Genomic DNA, 23938 nt, shown 5'->3' on the forward strand with positions numbered 1-23938 from the left:
GTCAGGCGTCCTTGTTGAGGGCATGGGCCAGCGCGTCGAACTCGCGCCGGACATGGTTGAGGGTGGCAAGCGACAGGTAGTGGTCGACCCGGTCGCGGACATGGGCGATCAGCGCGGCGTCGCTGAGCTCGGCGGACCAGTCCTCGCCGCGGGCCTGGGCGTCGCGGGCTCGGGACTGGCGGGCGCGCCACTTGGCACACCAGGTCAGCGACCACAGCCACATGGCGCGGCGACAGGCGAGCTGGGTATCGACCGAGTGCCGGCCGGTGCGGGCCATCCAGCGGCGGTGGAAGTCGGCCAGCGCCGGCGGTGCCAGCACCGCGTGGCTGGCCGGGTCCCAGGTGGTGGAGGTGTAGAGGCTGGCGTGGGCCAGGTCGAAGCCGGGCAGGCCATAGCGGCACTTCTCCAGGTCCACCAGCATGGCGCGGCCGTCGTCGCGAACCAGGAAGTTGCCCGGATGGGCATCGAAGCTGATCAGCCGCGGCTCGGCCGTGGCATCGTCGCCGAGCCGGGCGGGCAGCGCCGTGAGCTCCTCGCGCAGCGTGGCGATGACCTCGGGCGACAGGCCGGCGTCGTCGAGGTGCTCGGCCTGGGTGGTGACCTCGTCGCGCATGGCGCGCCAGGGATCGGCGGGGGCCAGCAGCGGCGCACGCGCCTCGGGGGCGGGCAGCGGCAGGGCGTGCAGGGCGGCGAGCGCCTCGGCGATGGCCGGCAGGTCCTCGGGGAGCCGCGCCGGGCGGCCGCGCACGGCCTCCACCAGCAGGCCACCGCGGGGCAGCGCCGCCGAGGGCGGCAGCACGCCGTGCAGTGCCGGGGCATGGCCGCCCTCGGCGGCCCGCGCGAAGCAGGCGGCCTGGTAGGCGAGGTTCTCCCGGGGGGACAGGTCCATCTGGCTCTGCTTGGGCAGCCGGGCCACCCAGTCCTCGCCGTCGCGCACGAGCCAGACGTGGTGATGGGCCAGGCCGGTGTCGGCCATGGGGCGCAGCGCGGCCACCCCGCGGTCATGGCCCGTCTCGGTAAGCGCTCGGGTCAGCGCCTCCTCGAGCGAGTCGGGAAGGGTGACGGGGGGAATCGACGTCATCGGGCTCCTCGCGGTTGGCATCGTCATGGAGGCATTGTCGGGCCAGGCGCTGGCACCTTACAGCCGGCGGGGCGGGAACGTAAGGATCCGCCGCGTCGCCAGACCAAGCCCTATCGCCGCATGCCGGCGGCAGGGGCGGGCGATACGCCCCGACTCGAGCAAGCCAGGGTATCCCCGACGTGATGAAGGAGAGTGCAGATGACACACGATAACGACAAACGCCGTCGCCTGCTCGGCCGGCTGCGCCGCGGCCTGGCCGGAAGCGTCCCCATCCTCGCCCTGGCGGCGGGGGGCATCTCGCTGGTGGACGACGAGCACGCCCTGGAGTCCCGGGAGGGAGCCTGGTTCCTCGCCAGTGCCCATGCCGAGGGAGAAGCTGAAGCCGAGGGAGAAGCCGAAGCCGAGGGCGGTGACAGTGCCTCAGTGGCAAGGCCCGAGGAGTATTCGCCGGCCTACAGCGAGACCGGCGACAACCCCCGGGAGATGCTGGCCCGCGGCGAGGCGCTCTACTATGACACCTCGCTGAGCGGCAACGGCCTGGCCTGTGCCAGCTGCCACGGCAGCGACGGCAACGATGTCGGCTACCAGGCCACCTTCGCACAGCCCTTCCCGCACGAGGTGGCCATGGCGCGCGACCGCTTCGGCATGAACCAGGTGCACGCCGACGAGATGGTGCAGATCTGCATGGTGGCGCCTATGGAGGCCGAGCCGCTGGCCTGGGGCAGCGAGGCCTTGACCTCCTTGGCCGCCTACATGGTCGAGGTGCAGAAACGAGTCGCCGGCGAGTCCCACGACCTTTAGGCCGGTGCCTGCCCTCGGCATCCCGCCGGGCGCGACAGGCTGTCGCGCCCGGCGACGGGGGTTTGCCAGCCCGTTCGCCCGCCGCCTACGCTGAAGTCACAGACGGCGCGCCTTGCCCAGAACCCGGCGGCGCGCCGGGACTCTCATGCCATGAGCCTCCTCCACTTGGGGGCACCGCCGGGATGATCGCCATGATGCCACGCCTTGCCGCCCTGCTCGGGCGTCGCCTGCCGCTGTTCAGCCTCGCCTGCCTGGCGCTGGGCGTGCTGCTGCTGGCCGGCCAGGCGGCGGTCCAGGCACAGCAGGGCGAGCGCACGGCGCTGGTGATGACGGTGGAGGGGGCCATCGGTCCCGCCATCGCCGACTACTTCCGGCGCGGGCTCTCGCGTGCCGCCGAGGCGGACGCCGAGCTGGTGGTGGTGGAGCTGGACACCCCCGGCGGCCTGGACGCCGCCATGCGCGACATGATCCGCGACATGCTCGCCTCCGCGGTGCCGGTGGCGATCCACGTCACCCCGGCCGGCGCCCGGGCGGCCAGCGCCGGCACCTACCTGCTCTATGCCAGCCATGTCGCCGCCATGGCCCCGGCCACCCATCTGGGCTCGGCGACGCCGGTGCAGCTGGGCGGCGGCGGCCTGCCGGGCCTCGGCGGCGGCGAGGGCGACGAGGCAGGCAATAGCGGGGAGGGGGAGGCGGCCGAGGGCCTGCCGCAGTCTCCCGACGGCGAGGCGAGCGACGCGCCCCGCCGCGGCGAGACCGCCATGGAGCGCAAGGTGCTCGAGGACGCCGTGGCCTATATCCGCGGCCTGGCCGAGCGTCACGGCCGCAACGCCGACTGGGCCGAGGCGGCGGTGCGCGAGGCGGTCAACCTCACCGCCGAGGCGGCGCTCGAGGCGAACGTCATCGACGTGATGGCCCGGGACCTCGACGAGTTGCTGGCGAAGATCGATGGGCGCACGGTGGTGATGGAGGCGGGCGAGCGCACCCTCGCCACCGCAGGACTCGCCATCGAGCGCTTCGCTCCCGACTGGCGCACCGAGCTGCTCTCGGTGATCACCGACCCCAACGTCGCCTACTTCCTGATGATCATCGGCTTCTATGGGTTGATCTTCGAACTGGCCAACCCGGGCAGCCTGGTGCCGGGCACCATCGGCATCATCTGTCTGCTGCTGGCGCTCTTCGCCTTCCAGGTGCTGTCGGTGAACTATGCCGGCCTGGCGCTGATCCTGGTGGGGCTGGCGCTGATCGTGGGCGAGGCGCTGATGCCCAGCTTCGGCATCCTCGGTATCGGCGGCATCGCCGCCTTCGTGATCGGATCGGTGATTCTGATGGACGCGGAGAACCTGAGACTCTCGCTGCCGCTGATCGGCGGCGTGGCACTGATCGCCTCGGCGCTGATGCTGTGGGTGCTGATGCGCTTCGCCGGCCTGCGTCGGCGGCGCGCCCGCACCGGGCAGGAGGAGCTGATCGGCCACGAGGCCGTGGCGCTGGAGGACTTCTCCGGCAGCGGCCATGTGCGCCTGATGGGCGAGCGCTGGAACGCCCGCGCCAGCGAGCCGGTGAGCCGGGGCCAGACGCTGCGGGTCACCGCGGTGGACGGCCTGACCCTGGAGGTGGCGCCGCTGGCGTCGTCCGGGTAACGCAAGCCGGGAAACGGCATCCGCCGTCTCCCGATCCTTCAAGGAGTGGCAACCATGCTGATTTCCTATCTCGTTCCCGTGGTGCTGGTGGTGATGCTGCTCGCCGCCTCGATCCGCATCCTGCCGGAGTACAAGCGCGGGGTGGTGTTCTTCCTGGGGCGCTTCCAGTCGGTGAAGGGGCCGGGGCTGATCATCATCATCCCGGGCATCCAGAAGATGGAGGTGGTCGACCTGCGGGTGGTGACCATGGACGTGCCCGAACAGGACGTGATCTCGCGGGACAACGTCACCGTCAAGGTCAACGCGGTGCTCTACTTCCGGGTGGTGGACCCCGAGAAGGCGATCATCCAGGTGGAGAACTTCACCCAGGCCACCAGCCAGCTGGCCCAGACCACGCTGCGCTCGGTGCTCGGCAAGCACGACCTCGACGAGATGCTCTCCGAGCGCGACAAGCTCAACGACGACATCCAGGAGATCATCGATGCCTCGGCGGAGAACTGGGGCATCAAGGTAGCCAACGTCGAGATCAAGCATGTCGACCTCGACGAGAGCATGATCCGCGCCATCGCCCGCCAGGCCGAGGCGGAGCGCGAGCGGCGCGCCAAGGTGATCCACGCCGAAGGCGAGCTGCAGGCCTCGCGCAAGCTGGTCGAGGCGGCCAATGTCATGGCCGAGAACTCCGCCGCGCTGCAGCTGCGCTACCTGCAGACCATGAGCGACATGAGCAACAAGAACGCCTCGACCATCGTCTTCCCGCTGCCCATGGACATCATGGAGGCCTTCAAGCATATGCAGGCCTCCGCGGCGAACCGTCCGGCGCCGCGTCCCGGCGCCGACGAGGACGGCGACCCGGCCTGACCCCGTGCCAAGGCGGGGCCATCATGGCATCCTGAGGCGCCCTGTCCGTCCACGAGGTTGCCTTGACGCCTTCCCCCCTCGGCCGCCGCCAGCAGGGCCTGCTGATGACCGGCGGCGGCGCCCTGATCATTTCCCCCGACGCCCTGCTGATCAAGGTGATCGGCCTGCCCGACGCCGAGATCCTGGTCTGGCGCGGCCTGCTCACCGCGCTGGGCTTCATCGCCATCGTGGTCGCCCGCCACGGGCGCGGGGCGCTCGCCGCCTACCGCCGCTGCGGCTGGACCGGCATCGGCGTGGCGCTGCTCTTCAGCCTCTCTACCTTCGGCTTCGTGCTGGGCAACCAGTACACCCGCGGCGGCAACGTGCTGATGATCCTGGCCGGTGCCCCGCTGATCGCCGCGCTGCTCTCCCGGTGCTTCCTGCAGGAACGCCTGCCCCGGCGCACCTGGCTTGCGATCCTCGCCTGCCTGGTGGGCATCGCGCTGATCGCCCTGGACGACGCCGGGGTCGGCTCCTGGCAGGGCAACGCCTTCGCCCTGCTCGCCGCCACCGCCATGGCGGCCAACTTCACCCTCTGCCGCACCCGCCAGGGCGTCGACATGAGCCCCATGCTGACCCTGGCGGGGCTGATCGTGGCGGCCCTCGCGGCGCTCCATGGCCTGACGGGCCCCGGCCTCACGCTGCCCGCCGGCGACACCCTGGGGTGGCTGCTGCTGCTCTGCCTGGGCCTGCTGCCACTGGGCTTCACCCTGCTGCAGCGGGGGCCGCTCTACCTGCCCGCCGCCGAGGTGGGGCTGCTGATGCTGCTGGAGGTGGTGGTCGGCACGCTCTGGGTGTGGTGGCTGCTCGGCGAGCGCCCGACGCCGGCCGCCTTCGCCGGCGGCGCCCTGGTGCTCGGCAGCCTGCTGGCGAAGGGACTGGTGGACCGGCGGGTCGAGCGTCGCCAGCGGGCGCTGGGTGCAGCGCAGCACGAGCCCTGCTAGAATGCCGCTTTTCCGTCACCCGCAGCCTTGGACCTTCGTCTGATGAGCCCGATGCACATGATGACTCCCCTGGCAGGGCTGGTCACGCCGCCCTAGCGCACCCCTCCTATCCCTCGGCGATGACGCCGTCCTCGATGCGTCATCGCACGACATCATCCTGATGTCCCGGGCGCCTCGGCGCGCCCTCCTGGCTCGCGACTCACGCCCGCTCCCCGTGCGGTCTTCGGCCACCGCCCCCTCGTCGGGGCGGCCACGGCGCGTGATCGACAGGCTCCAACGCCTCACGGCCCCTCCATCCCCCCTGACCGGACCGCAGCATGTACGAAAAGATGAAACTGAGCTGGTTCTCCAACCTCAAGGGCGACACCCTCTCGGGGATCGTCGTCGCCCTGGCGCTGATCCCCGAGGCGATCGCCTTCTCCATCATCGCCGGGGTCGACCCCAAGGTGGGCCTCTACGCCTCCTTCTCCATGGCGGTGATCATCGCCTTCGCCGGCGGTCGCCCCGGGATGATCTCGGCCGCCACCGGCGCCATGGCGCTGCTGATGGTCACCCTGGTCAAGGAGCATGGCCTTCAGTACCTGCTGGCCGCCACCCTGCTCACCGGGGTGCTGCAGATCCTCGCCGGGTATCTGCGCCTCGCCGACCTGATGCGCTTCGTGTCGCGCTCGGTGGTCACCGGTTTCGTCAACGCCCTGGCGATCCTGATCTTCATGGCCCAGCTGCCGGAGCTGACCGGCGTGACCTGGCACGTCTACGCCATGACCGCGGCGGGCCTGGCGATCATCTATGGCTTCCCCTACCTGCCGGTGATCGGCAAGTCGCTGCCCTCCCCGCTGGTCTGCATCCTGGTGCTCACCGCCGTCTACCTGGCCACCGGCATGGAGATTCGCACGGTGGGCGACATGGGCGAGCTGCCCGACAGCCTGCCGGTGTTCCTGTGGCCCGAGGTGCCGCTCAACCTCGAGACCCTGATGATCATCCTGCCCTACTCGGTGATGCTCACCGTGGTGGGCCTGCTGGAGTCGATGATGACCGCCACCATCGTCGACGACCTCACCGATACCCCGAGCGACAAGAACCGCGAGTGCAAGGGCCAGGGCCTGGCCAACATCGGCACCGGCCTGATCGGCGGCATGGCGGGCTGCGCGATGATTGGCCAGTCGGTGATCAACATCAAGTCGGGCGGGCGGACGCGGCTCTCCACCCTGGTGGCTGGCGTGGCGCTGCTGCTGATGGTCGTGTTCCTGTCCGACTGGGTCTCGCGGATCCCCATGGCGGCGCTGGTGGCGGTGATGATCATGGTCTCCATCGGCACCTTCAGCTGGGAGTCGATCCGTGACCTGAAGAAGCACCCCATGAGCACCAACCTCGTCATGCTGGCCACCGTGGCGGTGACCGTGGGCACCCACAACCTGGCCATCGGCGTCTTCGTGGGCGTGCTGCTCGCCGCCATGAACTTCGCCAACAAGGTGGGCAATATCCTCTACGTGGGCAGCGAGGAGGCCGACGACGGCGAGGCGCGCGTCTACCGGGTGGTGGGCCAGGTGTTCTTCGCCTCCTCCGAGCGCTTCGGCAACGCCTTCGACTTCAAGGAGACGGTAGCCAGGGTCACCATCGACCTCTCCCGCGCCCACTTCTGGGACATCACCGCCGTCCAGGCGCTGGACCGCGTGGTGATCAAGTTCCGCCGCGAGGGCACCCGGGTGGAGCTGGTCGGCCTCAACGAGGCCAGCGCCACCATCGTCGACCGCTACGCGGTGCACGACGACCCCGAGGCGGTGGAGAAGCTGATGGGCGGCCATTGACGGCCGCTATGATCAGGGAGAACGTGACACCCTGACCCGACACGCCAGTATCAGGACAAGACGATGACCGAACAGGTAATGGCCGCCATCGATGGCTCCAGGTTCTCGGAAGGGGTGTGCGACTACGCCGCTTGGGCAAGCCGGGCCCTCGAGGCCCCGCTGACCTTCCTGCACGTGAACGACAACCACCCCCAGACCGCCGAGGCCGACCTCTCCGGCAACATCGGCCTGGGGGCGCGGGAACACCTGCTGGAGGAGCTCTCCCAGCTGGAGGAGAAGCGGGCCAGGGTGGCCCAGGAGCAGGGCCGGCTGATGCTCAAGGCGGCCCGGGAGCGCGCCGTGGAGAAAGGCGTCGCCGAGCCCGCCGGCCGCCAGCGCAACGGCACCCTGGTGGAGACCCTCGAGGAGTTGGCCGACGAGATCCGCCTGCTGGTGGTAGGCAAGCGCGGCGAGACCGCCCATCAAGACAGCGGCCACCTGGGCTCCAACCTGGAGCGGGTGGTGCGCAGCCTGCATCGCCCGATCCTGATGGTGCCCCACACCTACCAGTGTCCCGAGAAGGTGATGCTGGCCTTCGACGGCAGCAAGACCACCCGCAAGGGGGTGGAGATGCTGGCCAAGAGTCCGCTCTTCGCGGGCATCCCGGTGCATGTGGTGATCGTCGGTGCCGAGACCGGCGACAACCGCTCCCAGCTCGACTGGGCACTCAAGACCCTGCGCGAAGCCGGCCACGCGGCCGAGGGCGCCATCCGCGCCGGCGAGGTGGAGGCGACCCTGCGCGGCTACCTGGAGGAGCACGGCATCGACCTGCTGGTGATGGGCGCCTACGGCCACTCGCGCATCCGCCACCTGCTGGTGGGCAGCACCACCACCGCCATGCTGCGCAAGGCCAGGGGGCCGGTGCTGCTGCTGCGCTGAGGTTGCCGAACCGGTCCGCCTTTCCGGCGCGACAACGTCGCCCCGGAGCCGCATGGCCCGGGGCGTCGTGCCTTGCGGCCTAGGGGCAGCTCTCGCCGACGATCAGCTCGGTGGCCAGCAGGCTGGGCTCGGCGGGGACGAGGCCGAGGATCATGCGTGCGGCGATGCGCCCCTTCTCGGTGCTGTCCTGGCGCACCGTGGTCAGGCGCGGCGAGCGATACTGCCCTTCGGCGATGCCGTCGAAGCCGGTCAGGCGCAGGTCCTCGGGGATGCGCAGGCCGCGGCGCTCGGCGAGCGTCAGCGCGGTGAGGGCGATGCGATCGGACATGCACAGCAGCAGGTCCGGCCGCTCCTCCTCGGGCAGGTCAAGGATCCCGGCGATCACCGGTTCGCACACCGGGAAGGTGTTCTCCTCGATGTTCCACATCGGCACCTGGTCGGGGGCGAAGCCGGCCTCCTCGAGGGCACGATGGAAGCCGATGAGGCGCGAGCGGGTGATGGTCTGCTCGGGCCCGAGCAGGGTGTGGTCGGGTGTGACGCGCCCGTTGCAGGGCTCGGCGGTGAGGCGCAGGTTGATGATGCCCGGGCGCCGTGGCGGCCGGCGCAGGGCGTGGCGGGCGATCCCGTAGCAGGCCGGCTCGTCGTCCACGTGGACCGAGGGGCGGCCGGCGATGTCGAAGTCCGCCGAGACCAGCGGCGCCTGGGCCGGCAGGGTGTCGAGCAGGTCGCCGCTGGGCATCAGGCCGTAGACGATGAAGCCGTCGGCCATGCTGGCGGAGCCCGGCAGCAGCCCCTGGGCCTGGCGCGAGGAGAGCAGCAGCAGGGTGTGCCCCTGGGCATCGAGGACCTCGGCGACCCCGGAGAGGAACTCGCTGGCCACCGGGTCGTTGAGGCTGTAGGTGAGGCTCTCGGCGAGGATCACCGCGATGATCCGCGAACGCCCGGTGCGCAGGCTGCGCGCCTTGGCATCGGGGCCACGGTAGCCCAGCCGGCTGGCCTCACCGAGGATGCGCTCGCGCAGGGCCGGCGAGAGCTGGTCCGGGCGGTTGAAGGCGTTGGAGACCGTCGCCGTGGAGACGCCGAGTTCGCGGGCCAGGTCCTTCAGGGTCATGCGGCGTGAGTGGGTCACGGTGCGGATCCTTCGCCTTCTGGAACGATTCAGTTAGCCTGCTATGCTAGCCGCTGGCCCGCGACTTTGCCAGTCCGGGGCGCCTCACGGCGGGCCGGGCCGCCCTCAGGCCGCGGCACGGCGGGGCCGGGCAGGCAGGGCGTGGCCCGCCGTATCGAACAGGTGGAGATGCTCGGGGTCCGGCACCAGGGCGACGCGTTGCCCCTCCTGCCAGCGGCTGGGCGCCTCGCTGCGATGGATCAGCAGGGTGTCGCCGTCGCGGGGCTCCAGGTAGACGTAGACCTCGTTGCCCAGGTACTCGACGTTGACGATCTCGAAGGCGTTGTCGCCGCTGGCCTCGGCCAGGCGCAGGTGCTCGGGGCGCACGCCCAGGGTCAGGGCCTCGTCGGCGCGGCGGCCGCTGGCGTCCTGGGGCAGCGCCAGTTCGCCGATGCCCGCGGTGCGTACCCGGCAGCCGTCGGCGTCGCCGGTCACCAGGGTCGCCGGCAGGAAGTTCATGGTCGGCGAGCCGATGAAGCCGGCGACGAAGCGGGTGAGCGGGCGCTGGTAGAGCTCGTGGGGGCTGCCCACCTGCTCCACCCGACCGCCGTTGAGCACCACGATCTTGTCGGCCAGGGTCATCGCCTCCACCTGGTCGTGGGTCACATAGATCATCGTCGAGCCAAGGCGGTTGTGCAGCCGGGCGATCTCGTTGCGCATCTGCACCCGCAGCGAGGCATCCAGGTTGGAGAGCGGCTCATCGAACAGCAGGATGCGTGGCTCCCGGGCCATGGCGCGGCCCATGGCGACACGCTGGCGCTGGCCGCCGGAGAGCGCCTTGGGCTTGCGGTGCAAGAGCTCCTCGAGCTGCAGGATGCGCGCGGTGGCCATCACCCGCTCCTCGATGGTCTCCTGGCTCTCCTTGGCCAGCTTGAGGCCGAAGGCCATGTTCTCGTACACCGTCATGTGCGGGTAGAGGGCGTAGGACTGGAACACCATGCCCACGCCGCGCTCCCGGGGCGGCAGGTCGTTGACCACCGTGTCGCCGATGGCGAGCTCGCCGTCGCTGATCGACTCGAGCCCGGCGATCAGCCGCAGCAGGGTCGACTTGCCGCAGCCCGAGGGACCGACGAAGACCACGAACTCGCCATCGCCGATCGCCAGGTCGACGTCCTTGATGATGTGGTCGCGACCGAAGACCTTGTTGATCCTGTTCAGGGTGACGCTTGCCATTGTTCTCTCCTTGCCGACCCGGAGCCCGTGGGCGCTGCCCGGGCCGGCGTCTTGTCGGATGCCGGTGGCGCGGGTCAGGCCAGCCGGTAGTAGGCCGCCTGGTAGGGCGGCAGGTGCAGGGTGTCGCCGTCGCATTCGGCGGCGAAGCCGTGGCCCTCGAGTGGCGCCTCCACCGCCAGGGGCAGCCGCGTCGAGCGGGGCTCGCCGGTGAGGTTGAACACGCACAGCAGCCGCTCCCCCTCGCCTTCACGCACGAAGCCGAGCAGCGCCTCACCCACGTCCACCAGGGTCAGCTCACCCGCGACCAGCGCCGGGTGCTCGCTGCGGAAGGCCAGCAGGCGGCGGGTGGCGTTGAGCACCGAGGCGGGGTCCTCCTGCTGGCGCGACACGGCCACGGCCAGGTGACGCTCGTCCACCGGCAGCCAGGGCTCGACGCCCGGGGCGGTGAAGCCGGCATCCGCGCTCGGCTCCCAGGGCATGGGGGTACGGCAGCCGTCGCGGCCCTTGAACTCCGGCCACAGCACCTTGCCGTAGGGGTCCTGGATGCGCTCGAAGGGCACCTCGGCCTCCGGCAGGCCGAGCTCCTCGCCCTGGTAGAGGCAGACGCTGCCGCGCAGCGAGAAGAGCATCGCCAGGGCCACCCTGGGATAGGCCAGCGGATCCTCGCCGGCGCCCCAGCGGCTGGCGCTGCGCTCCACGTCGTGGTTGGAGGTCGCCCAGCAGGGCCAGGCGTCGCCGGCCAGGTGCTGGAAGCGCTCGATCACCTCCCGCAGGTAGGCCGCCGAGTGGGGGGCGTTGAGCAGGTCGAAGGTGTAGGCCATGTGCAGCTTGTCGCCGCCGGCGGTGTACTCGGCCATGCGTTCGAGGGGGGTGTCGTCGCCGATCTCGCCCACGGTGGTGGTGCCGGGGTACTCGTCCATCAGCGCGCGCAGCTCGCGCAGGAAGTCGAGGTTCTCCGGGCGGCTGATGTCATGGACGTGGCGTTGCCAGGTGTAGGGGTTCGACTCCGGGGCGCCCAGGGTCTTGGCCGCGCCCGCCGGCACCGGCGGGTTGTCGGCGAGGGTGGCGTCGTGGAAGTAGAAGTTGACGGTGTCCAGGCGGAAGCCGTCGACGCCCAACTCCAGCCAGAAACGCAGGTTGTCCAGCTGCGCCTGACGGACCTCGGGATGGTGGAAGTTGAGGTCCGGCTGGCTGGCCAGGAAGTTGTGCAGGTAGTACTGGCGCCGCCGCGAGTCGAAGGTCCAGGCCGGCCCGCCGAAGATCGACAGCCAGTTGTTGGGGGGGGTGCCGTCGGGCTTGGGGTCGGCCCACACGTACCAGTCGGCCTTGGCGTTGGTGCGATCGGCGCGGCTCTCCTGGAACCAGGGATGCTGGTCCGAGGAGTGGCTGATCACCTGGTCGATCATCACCTTCAGGCCCAGCGCATGGGCCCGGGTCAGCAGCGCCTTGAAGTCCTCGAGCGTGCCGAACATCGGGTCGACGTCGCGGTAGTCGCTGACGTCGTAGCCGAAGTCGAGCATCGGCGAGGTGAAGAAGGGCGACAGCCAGATGCCGTCCACGTTAAGCGAGGCCACGTAGTCCAGCTTCTCGGTGATGCCCGGCAGGTCGCCGATGCCGTCGCCGTTGGCGTCGAGGAAGCTGCGCGGATAGATCTGGTAAATGACGCCGCCGCGCCACCAGGTCAGGTTGTCTTGCATCTTGGGGTCCATGTGTCGGTTCATCCTTTGACGGCGCCGGCGGTGAGGCCGGAGACGATGCGCTTCTGGAAGATCATCACCAGCACCACCAACGGCACGGTGACGGTCACCGAGGCGGCCATGATCGGCCCCCAGGGCAGCTCGTGCTGGCTGCCGCCGGAGATCAGGGCGATCGCCACCGGCACGGTGCGCTGGTCGTCGGTGAGGGTGAAGGTCAGGGCGAACAGGAACTCGTTCCAGGCGGCGATGAAGGCCAGCAGGCCGGTGGTGGCCATGGCCGGCCACATCAGCGGCAGGAACACCCGGGTGATGGTCACCCAGGGGGTGGCGCCGTCCATGATCGCCGCCTCCTCAAGCTCCATGGGCAGTTGCTTCATGAAGGTGGTCAGCACCCAGACGGTGAAGGGCAGGGTGAAGATGGTGTAGCTCAGGATCAGGCCGGCCGGGTTGTTGTAGAGGCCGAGCCCGCGGATCACCTCGAAGAGCCCGGAGAGCACCGCCACCTGGGGAAACATCGAGACCCCGAGGATCACCAGCATCACCGTGCCCCGGCCGCGGAAGCGCACCCGGCCCAGCGCATAGGAGGCGGTGATACCGAGCAGCAGGGCGATGAAGACCACGGAGAGCGAGACGATGACGGAGTTGAGGATGGCACGTACGAAGCTGCCCTCGCTGAAGATCGTCACGTAGTTGGAGAGGTCCAGCGAATCGAGCCAGTAGCTCACGGTGAACAGCTCGCTCGAGGGTTTCAGCGAGGTGATCACCGCGTAGTAGAAGGGAAAGATGGCGTAGACCAGCACCACGGCGATCAGGGCATAGAACCCGACCCGCTTGGCGAGCTTGGTCAGCTGATAGCGGTTCATTGGTCGACTCCCAGTTGGCGGCGGCCCAGGTAGAGGTAGATCACCACGGCCAGGGCGATGATCAGGAACAGCATCGTCGAGGCGGCACTGCCGTAGCCGACGTCCTGGAACTCGACCAGCTGCTGGCGGGCATAGATCGACATGGTCATGGTGCTGGTGGAGTTGGAGGTGAGCACGTAGATCACGTCGAACACCCGCAGGGCGTCGAGCAGGCGGAAGATCACCGCCACCAGCAGGGCCGGGGTGATCAGCGGCAGGGTCACCCGGAAGAACACCTTGACCGGATGGATGCCGTCCACCTCGGCGGCCTCGTAGCAGTCCCTGGGCAGCATCTGCAGGGCGGCCAGCACCAGCAGGGCGACGAAGGGGATGGTCTTCCACACGTCGACCATGATCACCGCCCACATGGAATAGCTGGCGCTGGCGGTCCAGGCGATGGGCGCGTCGATGATACCGATCCCCATCAGCAGGTGGTTGATGATCCCGAACTGGTCGTTGAGCATCCAGGCCCACATCTTGGCCGAGACGATGGTGGGGATCGCCCAGGGGATCAGCACCGCGGCGCGCACCAGCATGCGCCCCTTGAACTCGGCGTTGAGCAGCAGGGCGACGATGATGCCGAACACTACCTCCAGCGACACCGAGACGACGCTGAAGAAGAGGGTGTTCCACACCGAGGTCCACCACACCGGGTCGGTGAGCAGGCCGTACCAGGCGCCGTCGTCATGGACCAGGTAGTTCTCGAAGCCGATGAAGGCGGCGCCGGCGGTATCCGACAGCGAGGCATCGGTGAAGCTGAAGTAGAAGGTGCGCAGCAGCGGCCAGCCGGCGACCAGGGCCAGCGTCACCAGCATGGGCAGAAGGAACAGCCAGGCGGCACGGACCCGCTGACGGCGCACCTTGGTGCCGCGGTAGCCGGCCGGCGCGGCGCGCCCCACCCGGGGCGCGCCTTGAGTGGCGGGAGTCGACATGAGGACCTCCTGGGTTACCAGCGGCGACGCTTGATGCGGGAGAGTTCGCTGTCCACCTGGGAGACGGCCTCGGCGCCGCTCTGGTCACCGGAGAGCACCTGGTGCACGGCGTTGAAGAAGCTGTTACTGACCCGGCCGTAGTTGTCGCCGGTGGGGGCGGAGGGGCGTGCTACGGCGTTGGTGAAGGTGTCGTAGAGGGTGCCGAAGAAGGGCACGGCGGCGAGCACCTGCTCGTCCTCGTAGAGGGCGGCCAGGGTGGGGTTGTAGGCGCCCTCGATGGCGCGGCGCTTCTGCTCCGCCTCGCCGGTCAGGAAGGCCACCAGGTCGGCGGCGAGCTCCGGGTTCTCGGTGTAGCGGGACACGGCGAGGTTCCAGCCGCCCAGGGTGGCGGCGCTGCGGTTTTCGCCGCCCGAAGCCGCGGCGTTGGGGCCCTCGCCGCCGTGGGGCAGCTTGACCACGCCGACCTTGTCGCGCACGTTGCTCTCCTCGCTCTGGGCCAGCGACCAGGCATAGGGCCAGTTGCGCATAAACACCGCGTTGCCGCTCTGGAAGATGCCGCGGGCCTCCTCCTCGGTGTAGTTGAGCACGCCTTTCGGCGAGATGTTGCCGATCCAGCTGGCGGCGAGGTCCAGCGCCTCCGCGGCCTGAGCGTTGTCGATGGTGATCTCGCCCTCGGCATCGACGATGGTGCCGCCGCCGTAGCTGGCGATCCACTCCAGGGCGTTGCAGGTCAGCCCCTCGTAGGCACGGCCCTGGAAGACGTAGCCCCACATCCGGTCGTTGCCGGCCTCGCGCTCAGCGGCCTGGATCTCGGTGGCGATCTCGGTCAGTTGTTCCCAGGTCTCGGGGGCCGCGACGCCATGCGCCTCGAGCAGGTCCTTGCGGTAGTAGAGCACCCCGGCATCGGTGAACCAGGGCATCGCCACCAGGCGCTCGTCGATGGTGTTGTTGGCGACAATGGTCTCGAAGTGCCCCGCGGCGGCGTCCTCGCCCAGCGCCTCGCCGAGGTCGAGCAGGTGGTTGGCCAGCAGGCCCGGCCACACCACGTCGATCTGCATCACGTCGATGTCGCTGGACTGGGCGGAGAGGATCTGCTGGTAGAGCGACAGGCGCTCGGTGGAGGAGTTGGGGGTGGAGACGATGTCGACCTCGTGGCCGGTCTGCGCCTCCCAGCGAGCGACGCCCTGCTCGCACAGGGTCAGCTCCGCGCCGACGGCGCCGCAGGAGATGGTGAGGTCCGCCGCCTGGGCCTGGCCGGTGCCGGAGAGGCTGGCGCCGCCCAGGACGATGGCGGTGATCAGTGGCTTCTTGAGCATGGCAATGTCCTCGTCGTGGCTTGTTGTTGTGGGGCCGGGGCGAGCGGCAGTGCGCCACTCGCCGCAGGTCTTAAACGATTAAGTTCGTGGCGACAGTTAAGACCACCGGCCGGGACGCATCAACCTAGACTTTTGTCGCAATTCGGCTGGCATCCTAAGCAGACTGAAACGATTAAGACATTGGTCGAAAAGGGGGCATTCCGCGTTGTTGCTGGCCGCTTAAACGATTAAGTTTTCGCTGTCGCGTCGTCTCTCGGCGCCCGGGGCGAGGGAGCCCGGCTGGTTGTCTCATCGCCCGCCCCTGTGACCAACGCCTTCACAACAACAAGGGATGCATCATCATGAACCGCGTCATCTTCAAGACCCCGCTGGCCATCGCCGTGGCCGCCGCCGGCCTCGCCCTGACCGGCACCGCCTCCGCCCAGCCCTCCGATCTCGAGGCTCGCCTGGCCGAGCTGGAGGCGCGCATCGCCGCCGCCGAGCAGCGCGCCGATGCCGCCGAGGAGCGTGCCGAGCTGGCCGAGCGGCAGGCCGCGGATCGCCTGTCGTCGGAAGAGGTCGAACAGCGCCTGGCCCGGGTCGAGCGCCAGGCCAGCGGCGAGGAGGGTTTCTCCTTCAATGCCTACGCTCGCTCCGGCCTGCTGATCGGCGAGGACGGCAAGAGCGCCGAGGGTGGCCCCTACCTCACCCCGGCGGGCGCCCAGGGCGGTGCCGTGGGACGCCTGGGCAACGAGCCGGATACCTACGCCGAGGCGATCCTCAACTACCGCATGCGCTTCGACAACGGTGCCAGGGCCAGGTACACCACCATGCTGGCCGACGGGGTGACCACCAGCAACGACTGGACCGCCGAGGAGTCGAACCTCAATGTCCGCCAGGTCTACGCCGAGTTCAGTGACCTGCCGAGCTTCAGCGGCGCCTTCGAGAACGCCTCGATCTGGGCCGGCAAGCGCTTCGACCGCGACAACTTCGACATCCACTGGCTCGACAGCGACGTGGTCTTCCTCTCCGGTACCGGCGCCGGCATCTACGACATGCAGTTGGCCGAGAGCTGGACCTCCAACCTCTCGCTCTATGGCCGCAGCTTCTCCGACTACCGGGTCGACAGCGAGAACCCTGACGACACCGGCGACACCGACAACCTGATCCTGACCTCCAACAACTACTTCGGAAACTGGCAGTGGATGGTCAACGGCATGTCCGCCGCCGACAACGAGGAGCGGGACATCGGCCAGGGTCAGGAGGCCGCGGAATCCGGCTTCCATACCATGGTGGCCTACCATGGCGACAGCTTCTTCGGCCTCGCCGAGGGGAACTTCAAGGCCGCCGTGCTCCACGGCCAGGGACTGGGCGCCGAGGTCAAGGGGCTGGGCGCCAACGGTGACCTGACCGACGAGGCCACCTCCACCCGGCTGGCCCTCTACGGCACCACCTACCTGGCGCCCCGCTGGCGCGTGGCCCCGGCCATCCTCGCCGAGACCAGCGAGGACCGCTATGTCGACGGCGACCAGTACGACTGGGCCACCTTCAACGTGCGCCTGGCCAACGAGCTGACCGAGAACTTCGAGCTGCAGTACGAGGCGAGCTACCAGTGGATGGACCTCGACCCCCGGGGCCATGGTGGCAACCGCGCCGTCGAGGGGGACTACACCAAGCTGACCCTCGCCCCGACCTTCAAGCCTGAGGTGGGCGGCTTCTGGCAGCGCCCGGAGATCCGCCTGTTCGCCTCCTGGAGCGACTGGGACGAGGAGCTCGACGGCTACAGTGACGACGACGCCCTGGGCAAGGAGGGCTTCACCGGCAGCCAGTGGACCTTCGGCGTGCAGACCGAGGTCTGGTTCTGAGCCGACCGGCGCCGGCAGCGTCCGGCGCCCGTCTTCCTTTCGGCAGTCGTCTCGATGCTTGCCCGCGGCCCCTGTCGCGGGCCTTTTGATGGTGGGCATCGCCCATCGACGCACCCCGGCGAAGCGGCGATAATCTCGGGCGTCTTTCCCCCTCACCAGGAGTACGCCCATGACCCTCCAACGCCACGACACCAAGGCGCGCATGAGCCGCGCCGTGATCCACAACGGCATCGCCTACCTGTGCGGCCAGGTGGCCGGCCCCGAGGCGCGCCATGGCGACATCACCGCCCAGACCGAGAGCATGCTCGCCCGCGTCGATGCCCTGCTCGAGGAGATCGGCAGCGACCGCGAGCACCTGCTCACCGCCACCCTCTACCTGAAGGACGGCCACGACTTCGCCGCCATGAACGCGGTGTGGGACGCCTGGGTACCCAGCGGCCATGCTCCGGCGCGCACCTGCGTCTGCGCCCCCATGCCCGCCGACGAGCTCAGGGTGGAGGTCACCGTCACCGCCGCCGTGAAGGGCGACTGAGCCCCGGCGCATCGCCGCTCCTGTGCCCTCAGCGGGCGCAGGGGTCGTCCAGCAGGGCACCCTCGCGCGGCCTAAGCCGCCGCGAGAGGGCGTCGACCGCGATGTTGAGTCCGGCGGTGACCAGCAGCAGGAAGAAGGCGACGTCGAACATCAGGTACTCGAAGCTCCCCTCGATGTAAAACCCCAGCGTCGCCACCCCCAGCATCCCCAGGATCGCCGTCTCGCGCAGGATCACCTCGGCGCGGTAGTAGAGCAGTGCCAGCAGCCCCGGGTAGAGCCGCGGCAGCAGCTCGTAGGCGTAGCGGCCCGAGGCCGGCAGCCCCGGCATGCCGGGGGAGAGGGCGTCGGCGTGGCGCGCCACCAGGAAGGCGATCAGTGCGCCGTTGTGCAGCGCCAGGGCGAGCCAGGCGGGCAGCAGCGAGGGGCCCAGCAGCAGCAGGAAGAGGAAGGCCAGCATCAGCTCCGGGGTGGAGCGCAGCACGATCAAGAGGCCGCTGCCGGCGAGTCGTGTCACGGGGTTGCCGAAGTGGCGGCAGGCCAGCGGCCACAGCACCAGGGCCACCGCCAGCGCCCCCACGGTGCCCAGCAGCCCCAGCAGCAGGGTGTTGCCGATGGCCGGGGCGAGTTCCGGGATGTCGGCGAACCAGGCGGCCAGGCCCGCCGCGTCGCCGGCGAGCAGCGCCGCCGGCCAGATGTCCTGGGAGACGAAGCGCCACAGCAGGGCACCGTCCACCTCGGGCCAGGGGCCCAGCAGCCAGGCGCCGCCCACCAGCAGCAGCGGGATCAGCCGCCGGTGGCTCCACCAGGGCAGGGCGGCGATCAGCAGGTAGAAGAGCCACAGTAGGGCGCCGGCCTCGTGGTAGCGCCCCTCGCGGAAGGCGGTCTCGAGGTGGAAGCCCAGGGTCGGCAGCCCCACGAAGCCGAGCAACACGCTGGCGCGCAGCCCGCACTCGAAGCGGTAGCGGGTGTAGCCGACCAGCTGGGTCCAGGCCAGCGGCAGCTCCACGTAGAAGAAGCGCGACAGCCGCCCGCTGCCTGGCGGCAGGGCGTCGCCCGGGGCGCGCGGCACCTGCTCGAGGATCTCGGCGTAGACCTTGGCGAAGATGCCGGCGTAGGGGATCGCCAGCGCCGCCAGGGCGGTGAGCGCCGAGAGCCCGAACACCTGCAGGAAGAGCAGCGCCCAGAACAGCTCGTGGATGGCGCGCACGAAGGCGCAACCGGCGCGCACCAGGCGCGAGCGGGCGAAGAGCAGCGCCAGCGGGATGCCCAGCACCACCCCGGCCAGGGTGCCCCACAGCGCCACCGCCACGGTGAGGCCGATGGCGGTGAGCGGCGACTCGAGCGAGCCCCAGGCGGGCCAGGCCAGGCCCAGGGCCATGCGACCCAGTTCCGCCCAGGGGTCGCGGGTGTGGATCGCCAGGTCGGCGAAGGGCATCAGCAGCACCGCCAGGGCGACCAGCCCCAGGGTGTGGCGGGCGAGACGCAGCCCGGGGGTGGCGCCGCGCCACCAGTGGCGGCCGTGCCCCAGGCGTTCGGCGAGGGCGCGGCTCATGGGCGGCCCCGCGAGCAGGGCAGTATCTCCGGACCGGGTGTGGAGGGTGGGTCGGGCTCGGCGTGGGCCGTGTTGGGCGAAGCGTCGGGGTAGAGGGTGTCGAGGTCGGCCAGGCTCAGGTCGGCCGCCGGGGCGTCCAGCACCAGGCGCCCATCGCGCAGCCCCCAGACGCGGTCGAAGCGCGACAGCGCCAGCTCGCGCTGGTGCAGCGCCACCACCGCGGTGGCGTGACGGGCGTCGATCAGGTCGAGCAGCCGCCACGCCTGGTGGGGGTCGACGCTGGCTACCGGCTCGTCGCCCAGGAATACCGGCCGCCCCTGGTAGAGGGCGCGGCCGATGGCCACCCGCTGACGCTGGCCGCCGGAGAGGTGCGCCACGGGGCGCCGCTCCAGTCCCGCCAGGCCGAGCAGGGCGCACAGCTCGCCCACCTCCTGCCAGGGGCCGCGCAGCGGTCGCACCAGGTTCCAGAGGTTGGCCAGCGCCGAGCGCTCGGGCAATCGCCCCATGTAGACGTTGTGGTAGACGGCGAGCTGAGGCACCAGGCCGTGGTGCTGGGGGCACCAGGCGGCCTCGCGCCCTAGGCGGGCACGCAGGGCGGCGAGCAGGGTCGATTTGCCGGCGCCGCTCTGGCCGAGCAGCGCCACCCGCTCCCCCGGGTAGAGGCTGAGGGAGAGCCCTGGCAGCACTACGTGGTCAGCGTGGCCGAGGTCCTCGTGGACTAAGCTGACCAGCGCCTCGCCGGCCGGGAGGCCGCATTGCTCGCTCTCCATGGCGCGGCTCAGCGCAGCAGCCCGAGGGCTTCCGCGACCTCCTCGATGGGCGCGTAGAGGGCGTTGTCGGCGGCGATGAAGCCCTCACGGGGGAAGGCGCCTAGCAGCTCGGGGTCCTCCATCTCCAGGAAGGCGGCCTGGACCTCGTCGCCGAAGCCCTCGCCGAAGCGTTCATCGGCGTCGCCGCGGATCGTCCAGTTGTAGTCGGGATACTCGGGTGTCGCCCAGATCACCGAGACCTTGTCGGTATCCACGCGGCCGTCGGCCACCGCGGCGTCCCACACGCTGTAGTTCATCGCCCCCAGGTCCCAGGTGCCGGCCTCCACCAGGGCGATGGTGCGCGAGTGGTCACCGGAGTAGCCGACCCGGGAGAACAACGCCTCGGGGTCGGCGTCGTCGAAGCGCTGGCGCAGGAAGTGCTCCGGCATCAGCCGCCCGGAGGTGGAGGTGCGGGCACCGAAGGTGAGGCTCATGCCCTCGATCGCCTCGGGCAGCGTCTCGGCCCGCTCGAGCCCGGTGGACTCGTGGGCGATGAAGTAGCTCTGGAAGCGGGCGTCCTCGCTGCCCTGGGCGATGGCCCGCGAGCCCGGCACCAGGCGACGCGCCTGGACGCCGGAGAGGCCACCGAACCAGGCCAGCTGTACCTGGTCGTTGCGGAAGGCGGTCACGGCGGCGCCGTAGGACTTCACCGGCACGTACTCCACCTCCACGCCGAGGCGCTCCTCGAGGTAGTCCGCCACCTTGCCGAAGCGCTCCACCAGGCGCGCTTGGTCCTCGTCGGGGATGGCGGTGAAGCGGAAGGTCTCGGCCGCCGCGCCCTGGGCGGCGAACAGCGGCAGGGCGAGGGCGGCGAGGAGGGCGATCCGGCGCATGGTGTGGCTCCTGGAAGAAGTGAGGCGGCTATTGTTCCCCTCTCGGCCGGGCCTGGCAAGGGCAGGCCCGGCCGACGGCAGGTAGGCGGGCGTGGGTACGTAAACTTACCAATATTAATGGCGAAACTTCGACCAAGGTCGGGTATTTCACACGATTCAGGTGGCTAGAATGTCGTGATCATTTCAATGTCAGACATGGCCGGTCGTGCGCCGCCCGGCCGGCCCACCCAAACCGACTCGAAGGAGTCTCCCATGCACGCCCTCACCCTGGCGTCCTTCCTGTTCTTCACGGGGCTGGTCGCCTTCATCACCTGGCGCATCACGCGCCGCGACGACCACTCGAGCACCAGCGGCTACTTCCTGGCCGGGCGCACCCTGACCTTCCCGCTGATCGCCGGCTCGCTGCTGATGACCAACCTCTCCACCGAGCAGATGGTGGGCCTCAACGGCGCCGCCTTCGCCGATGGCCTCTCGGTGATGGCCTGGGAGGTGGTGGCGGTGATCGCCCTGGTGGCGCTGGCGCTGTTCTTCCTGCCGCGCTTCTTGAGAAGCGGTATCGCCACCCTGCCGCAGCTGCTGGAGATCCGCTTCGACCGCGGCACCCAGCTGATCACCAACGTGATCTTCCTGATCGCCTACGCGGTGATCCTGCTGCCGATCATCCTCTACTCCGGCGCCATGGGGCTGCAGGGCATGCTCGACCTGCAGGGGCTGACCGGCATCCAGTCGCCCACGGTGCTGCTGTGGCTCACCGTCTGGGTGGTGGGCATCATCGGCGCCATCTACGCGCTGTTCGGCGGCCTGCGTACCGTCGCCGTCTCCGACACCCTGAACGGCGTGGGGCTGCTGGTGGGCGGCTTCGTCATCGTCTACTTCGGCCTGCAGGCGGTCAGCGATGGCGGCGGGGTGCTGGAGGGCTGGAACCTCCTCAAGGAGAGCCATCCGGAGAAGCTCAATTCCATCGGCGGCGCCGAGCAGCAGGTGCCCTTCTTTACCCTGTTCACCGGTGTCTTCCTGATCAACGTCTTCTATTGGACCACCAACCAGCAGATCATCCAGCGCACCTTCGCCGCCAGGAACCTGGCGGAAGGGCAGAAGGGGGTGCTGCTGACCGGCTTCTTCAAGCTGCTCGGGCCGCTCTACCTGGTGCTGCCGGGGATCATCGCCTACCACCTCTATGCCGACCAGGGCGTGCGCGCCGACGAGGCCTACGGCCAGCTGGTGTTCAACGTGTTGCCGCCCTACCTCACCGGCTTCTTCGCCGCGGTGATGGTGGGCGCCATCCTGTCGTCGTTCAACTCGGCGCTCAACAGCACCACCACCATCTTCAGCCTCGGCATCTACAAGGGCGTGCTCAACAAGGACGCCAGCGAGGAGCAGGTGGTGAGGTCGGGCAAGGTGTTCGGCTGGATCATGGCTGCCGTCACCATGATCATCGCCCCACTGCTGGCCGGCCAGGAGAGCCTGTTCGGCTACCTGCAGAAGATGAACGCCATCTACTTCATTCCGATCCTGGCGGTGGTGGTGGTCGGCCTGCTGACTCGCCGGGTGCCGCCCATGGCCGCCAAGATCGCCCTGGTGGGCGGCTGCCTGCTGATCGCCGCGGGGTACTTCGTGCCGCCCTTCAACAGGCTGCCGGTGATCATGCACGAGTTCCACTTCGTGGCGCTGGTGTTCGTGCTGCTGGTGGCGCTGATGCTGCTGATCGGCAAGCTGCGTCCGCGCGAGACCCCCTGGGTCCACGAGGACGTCCAGGCGGTGGATCTCACCCCCTGGAGGGGTGCGGTGCCGGTGGGCAGCGTGCTGGTGGTGCTGGTGGTGATCATCTACGCCGCCTTCGCCGGCGCCTGAGGAGAGCCACCGCCCCGCCGGGTGCCCGCTGGGGTGGTGGCATAAAGGCTGTCGTAGGAAGCACCGCTCTAGGCTTTCCCGGCGACAGGCCCCGGAGCGCCGGACCGTCGATGGGGCGCTGTGAACCCGTCCCTGGGCGCTACCGATGCCCTGCTGCGCTCTCGCGTCCTGCTCCGCTTGCAGGTCCGGTGCTGGCCATCCATGGCCAGCCCGTTCGGAGCAGTGCTCCTCACCCCTGGCATAGGACCCCCTCTTCGGTCTGTCCCCGGCGCCTTTCGCTATCGCGACATGACTAACGTTAGCCGCTGGGGTAGCGGGTCTCCTTGAGGCTGTCCTTGATCTTCTTGAGGTGGCCCAGGAAGTCCTCGCCGCGGCGCAGGGTCACTCCGGTGGCCAGCACGTCGATCAGCGCCAGCTGGATCATCCGCGAGGTCATCGGCATGAAGTGGTCGGTGTCCTCGTGGGTGGCGACCTCCAGGGTCTCGCTGCACTCCCTGGCCAGCGGCGAGTCCGGGGCGGTGATGCCCAGTACCACGGCGCCGCTCTCCCGGGCCAGTCGGGCGATGTCCACCAGCTCGCGGGTGCGTCCGGTCCAGGAGATGATCACCACCACGTCGCCGGTGCGGCAGGTGGAAGCCACCATGCGCTGCATCAGCACGTCGACGTAGGCGGTCACCGGCAGGTTGAAGCGGAAGAACTTGTGCTGGGCATCCTGGGCCACGGCGCCGGAGGCGCCCAGGCCGAAGAAGTGGATCTGCTTGGCCTGGATCAGGTAGTCCACCACCCGCTCGATGCGCTTGGGGTCGGTCTGGCGGCGCGCCTCGTCCAGCGCGGCGATGGTGGCGCCGAAGATCTTCTGGGTATAGTCGGCGGCGTTGTCGTCGGGTTCCACCGCCTGGCTGACGTAGGGGGTGCCGCCGGCCAGGCTCTGGGCCAGCTTGATCTTGAAGTCGGGGTAGCCCTTGGCCTCGAAGCTGCGACAGAAGCGGTTGACGGTGGGCTCGCTTACCGAGGCGGCCTGGGCCAGGGTGGCGATGCTCATGCCGGTGGCGGCGGCCGGGTCGGCCAGGATGACGTCGGCGACCTTGCGCTCCGAGCGGTTGAGGTCGTCCAGGCGCTGGCGGATGCGGTCGAGCAGGTCGTGACGGGCCATGATCGAGGGGCGGTCTCCGGTGGCTGGGCGTTGACGGTCGATGTGGTGATTTAACTACATGGTGGCGGGTATCCTAGCTTGGGCCGT

General features: G+C 69.5%; 20 protein-coding genes. 9 read left to right on the top strand and 11 right to left on the bottom strand.

Annotation, left to right across the window (positions count from 1 at the left end; translation table 11 throughout):
• Position 1: 1 nt before the first annotated feature.
• Complete coding sequence (locus tag BLP95_RS01285; RefSeq protein WP_089676384.1) at positions 2–1081, bottom strand: phosphotransferase; 1080 nt, start codon at positions 1079–1081, stop codon at positions 2–4.
• Positions 1082–1279: 198 nt separating this feature from the next.
• Here BLP95_RS01285 and BLP95_RS01290 point away from each other — a divergent pair, with 198 nt between their 5' ends.
• The 6 genes from BLP95_RS01290 to BLP95_RS01315 all read left to right on the top strand — a co-directional run bounded on the left by BLP95_RS01290 (position 1280) and on the right by BLP95_RS01315 (position 8089).
• Positions 1280–1882, top strand: a complete 603-nt coding sequence (locus BLP95_RS01290) for a hypothetical protein (RefSeq protein ID WP_143004389.1) — start codon at positions 1280–1282, stop codon at positions 1880–1882.
• 191 nt (positions 1883–2073) lie between these two features.
• Positions 2074–3522, top strand: a complete 1449-nt coding sequence (locus tag BLP95_RS01295) for an NfeD family protein (protein ID WP_245678649.1) — start codon at positions 2074–2076, stop codon at positions 3520–3522.
• 54 nt (positions 3523–3576) lie between these two features.
• Positions 3577–4380 (top strand): slipin family protein, encoded by an 804-nt coding sequence (locus tag BLP95_RS01300; RefSeq protein WP_089676386.1) that lies wholly within the window; start codon positions 3577–3579, stop codon positions 4378–4380.
• Between the two features lie 104 nt (positions 4381–4484).
• Positions 4485–5363, top strand: a complete 879-nt coding sequence (locus BLP95_RS01305) for a DMT family transporter (RefSeq protein WP_089676878.1) — start codon at positions 4485–4487, stop codon at positions 5361–5363.
• A gap of 317 nt (positions 5364–5680) precedes the next feature.
• A complete protein-coding gene (locus tag BLP95_RS01310) occupies positions 5681–7171 on the top strand; it encodes a SulP family inorganic anion transporter (RefSeq protein ID WP_089676387.1) in 1491 nt (496 codons plus the stop codon).
• 63 nt (positions 7172–7234) lie between these two features.
• Entirely contained in the window at positions 7235–8089 is an 855-nt protein-coding gene (locus BLP95_RS01315) for a universal stress protein (RefSeq protein WP_089676388.1), read from the top strand.
• Between the two features lie 79 nt (positions 8090–8168).
• Here the strand turns inward: BLP95_RS01315 and BLP95_RS01320 are convergent, their stop codons facing one another.
• The 6 genes from BLP95_RS01320 to BLP95_RS01345 all read right to left on the bottom strand — a co-directional run bounded on the left by BLP95_RS01320 (position 8169) and on the right by BLP95_RS01345 (position 15277).
• The gene (locus BLP95_RS01320; RefSeq protein WP_245678650.1) at positions 8169–9218 is read right to left on the bottom strand and encodes a LacI family DNA-binding transcriptional regulator; all 1050 of its coding nucleotides are present in this window, start codon (positions 9216–9218) and stop codon (positions 8169–8171) included.
• A gap of 105 nt (positions 9219–9323) precedes the next feature.
• The gene (locus BLP95_RS01325) at positions 9324–10430 is read right to left on the bottom strand and encodes an ABC transporter ATP-binding protein (protein WP_089676389.1); all 1107 of its coding nucleotides are present in this window, start codon (positions 10428–10430) and stop codon (positions 9324–9326) included.
• A 74-nt stretch (positions 10431–10504) separates the two neighbouring features.
• Entirely contained in the window at positions 10505–12127 is a 1623-nt protein-coding gene (locus BLP95_RS01330) for an alpha-glucosidase family protein (protein WP_089676883.1), read from the bottom strand.
• 20 nt (positions 12128–12147) lie between these two features.
• Entirely contained in the window at positions 12148–12990 is an 843-nt protein-coding gene (locus tag BLP95_RS01335) for a carbohydrate ABC transporter permease (protein WP_089676390.1), read from the bottom strand.
• Entirely contained in the window at positions 12987–13961 is a 975-nt protein-coding gene (locus BLP95_RS01340) for a carbohydrate ABC transporter permease (protein WP_089676391.1), read from the bottom strand. Before BLP95_RS01340 ends, BLP95_RS01335 begins: the two co-directional genes overlap by 4 nt.
• Positions 13962–13975: 14 nt before the next feature.
• Entirely contained in the window at positions 13976–15277 is a 1302-nt protein-coding gene (locus tag BLP95_RS01345; protein ID WP_089676392.1) for an ABC transporter substrate-binding protein, read from the bottom strand.
• A 341-nt stretch (positions 15278–15618) separates the two neighbouring features.
• Here BLP95_RS01345 and BLP95_RS01350 point away from each other — a divergent pair, with 341 nt between their 5' ends.
• Positions 15619–17121: a carbohydrate porin gene (locus BLP95_RS01350; RefSeq protein ID WP_089676393.1), complete on the top strand. Its 1503-nt coding sequence runs from the start codon at positions 15619–15621 to the stop codon at positions 17119–17121.
• 169 nt (positions 17122–17290) lie between these two features.
• Positions 17291–17653, top strand: a complete 363-nt coding sequence (locus tag BLP95_RS01355; protein WP_089676394.1) for a RidA family protein — start codon at positions 17291–17293, stop codon at positions 17651–17653.
• Positions 17654–17681: 28 nt separating this feature from the next.
• Here BLP95_RS01355 and BLP95_RS01360 read toward each other — a convergent pair whose 3' ends face one another.
• The 3 genes from BLP95_RS01360 to BLP95_RS01370 are packed head-to-tail and all read right to left on the bottom strand — an operon-like array spanning position 17682 to position 20847.
• Positions 17682–19205 carry an ABC transporter permease gene (locus tag BLP95_RS01360; RefSeq protein WP_245678651.1) on the bottom strand — a complete coding sequence of 508 codons (1524 nt, stop codon included), beginning with the start codon at positions 19203–19205 and terminating at the stop codon, positions 17682–17684.
• Positions 19202–19975 carry an ATP-binding cassette domain-containing protein gene (locus BLP95_RS01365; protein WP_089676395.1) on the bottom strand — a complete coding sequence of 258 codons (774 nt, stop codon included), beginning with the start codon at positions 19973–19975 and terminating at the stop codon, positions 19202–19204. The genes BLP95_RS01360 and BLP95_RS01365 overlap by 4 nt, the downstream gene beginning before the upstream one ends.
• An 8-nt stretch (positions 19976–19983) precedes the next feature.
• Positions 19984–20847: a putative selenate ABC transporter substrate-binding protein gene (locus BLP95_RS01370; protein WP_089676396.1), complete on the bottom strand. Its 864-nt coding sequence runs from the start codon at positions 20845–20847 to the stop codon at positions 19984–19986.
• A 252-nt stretch (positions 20848–21099) separates the two neighbouring features.
• On the opposite strand from BLP95_RS01370, the gene BLP95_RS01375 reads away from it, so the two are divergent.
• Entirely contained in the window at positions 21100–22698 is a 1599-nt protein-coding gene (locus BLP95_RS01375; protein WP_089676397.1) for a solute:sodium symporter family transporter, read from the top strand.
• Between the two features lie 298 nt (positions 22699–22996).
• Here the strand turns inward: BLP95_RS01375 and BLP95_RS01380 are convergent, their stop codons facing one another.
• On the bottom strand, positions 22997–23851 hold the full coding sequence (locus BLP95_RS01380) for a MurR/RpiR family transcriptional regulator (RefSeq protein ID WP_089676398.1): 855 nt from the start codon (positions 23849–23851) through the stop codon (positions 22997–22999).
• Positions 23852–23938 lie beyond the last annotated feature (87 nt).

Source organism: Halomonas shengliensis, from assembly GCF_900104135.1.
Lineage (GTDB): Bacteria > Pseudomonadota > Gammaproteobacteria > Pseudomonadales > Halomonadaceae > Halomonas > Halomonas shengliensis.